2 protein-coding genes are annotated in these 1,755 nt (G+C 71.4%); one reads left to right on the top strand and one right to left on the bottom strand.

Features of this window, described 5'->3' with window-relative positions; genetic code table 11:
* Positions 1-1,301, bottom strand: a 1,301-nt coding sequence (locus LQV45_RS29990; protein ID WP_230010823.1) for a replication-associated recombination protein A, incomplete at its 3' end; no start/stop codon positions are given.
* Between the two features lie 60 nt (positions 1,302-1,361).
* Between LQV45_RS29990 and LQV45_RS29985 the strand changes: the two genes are divergently transcribed.
* The coding region (locus LQV45_RS29985; RefSeq protein ID WP_290370362.1) for an acVLRF1 family peptidyl-tRNA hydrolase at positions 1,362-1,755 on the top strand (394 nt) is incomplete at its 3' end.

Below are 1,755 nucleotides of genomic sequence, written 5' to 3'. Positions count from 1 at the left end.
GGGTACTGCTGCGTGGCGACGGCGTGCGGGGCATCGTGGGCGTACTTGTAGCCCTTGCCGTGGCCGAGCTGTTTCGAGCCCGGGTAGTGGGCATCGCGAAGGTGGGCGGGGATGCCGTTCCCGAGCCCGGCGCGGACGTCGGCGATCGCCTGGTTAATGCCCATGTACGCGGCGTTGGACTTCGGCGCGGTGGCCAGATGCACCACGGCCTCGGCGAGGATGATGCGGCCTTCCGGCATGCCGATCAGCTGTACGGCCTGGGCCGCCGCGACGGCGGTCTGCAGCGCAGTCGGGTCAGCCATGCCGACGTCCTCAGCCGCCGAGATCACGATCCTGCGGGCCACGAACCGGGGGTCCTCACCCGCCTCCAGCATCCGGGCAAGGTAGTGCAGCGCGGCGTCGACGTCGGAACCTCGGATCGACTTGATGAACGCGCTGGCGACGTCGTAATGCTGGTCCCCGGCCCGGTCGTAGCGGACGGAGGCAACATCCAGGGCGCGTTCGGTGTGCTTGAGCTCGATCTTCACCGGGGCCGCCTCGGGCGCCCCGCTGGCTGTGCCGGCTACGACTGCGTCAGTGTCGTCCGCGTCCCCGAACGCGACGCCGGCCGCCGCCTCGAGCGCGGTCAGCGCACGGCGGGCGTCCCCGCCGGAGAGCCGGACGAGGTGTGCCAGGGCCTCGTCGCTGAGTTCCACTTTGCCGCCGAGCCCGCGGTCATCCGTTGCGGCCCGCAGGAGAAGGCCCTCGACGTCGGCGTCGGTGAGCGGTTTCAGGGTCAGCAGCAGCGAGCGGGACAGCAGCGGGGAAACGACGGAGAAGGAGGGGTTTTCGGTGGTCGCGGCGACCAGGACCACCCAGCGGTTCTCGACGCCGGGCAACAGGGCGTCCTGCTGGGCCTTGTTGAAGCGGTGGATCTCATCCAGGAAGAGGACGGTGGTGGTCTTGAACAGGTCGCGCGCGGTCAGGGCTTCGTCCATCACGCGGCGGACGTCCTTGACACCGGCGGTGATGGCGGAGAGCTCGACGAACTTCCGCCCTGGGCCCTTGGCAATCACATGGGCAAGGGTGGTCTTGCCGGTACCCGGAGGGCCCCAGAGGATCAGTGAACTGGGACCCGCGGGGCCGGTGGCGTCCGTGCCGGCGGCGTGCTGGCCCACGACGTCGTCGAGGGTGCGGGGCCGCATCCGGACGGCGAGGGGGCTGCGCGGGGAGACTCGGCTGCCCTCGCCGGTCTGGTCAGCGTCGCCGTCATCCTCGGTAGCGGCGCCGCCGTCCCGCCCTGCGCCAAAGAGATCATCCACATAGATAGGCTACTTCTAGTTCCCGCCTGCCCAGACACCCTCATAACGGAGACCCGCGCCATGACAACCCCCGACACCCGTGTAGCCTTCGTCTCCGGCGACCGGCTGCCGGGCTGGGTGGACCGCTTCGCCGCGAGCCACGGCGCACTGGTGGAGGATGAGCTCGACGACGGTCTGCAGCTGCGCGCCGCCGACGGGGCCGTGGCTCTGCTCCGGGCGCCGTGGCCGGCGGACGGCCGTCCTGGGCGCGGCGGCGACGCCGTCGCCCGCCTCGCTTCCCTGGCGTCCCAGTCGCGGGGCATCGGGGCGGTACTGGTCCGCCGCGGCGGTTACTCGGTGGCGGTGGTGAGCGGCGGCGCCGTGCTCGCGTCGAAGACCGGTACACGGCATGTCCAGTCCCGGACGGCTGCGGGCGGCTGGTCGCAGCAGCGCTTTGCCCGGCGCCGGGCGAACC

It is taken from the genome of Microbacterium sp. Bi128, assembly GCF_918698205.1.
The sequence above is the reverse complement of the archived record's forward strand: the minus strand, read 5'-3'. Positions and strand labels throughout refer to the sequence as shown.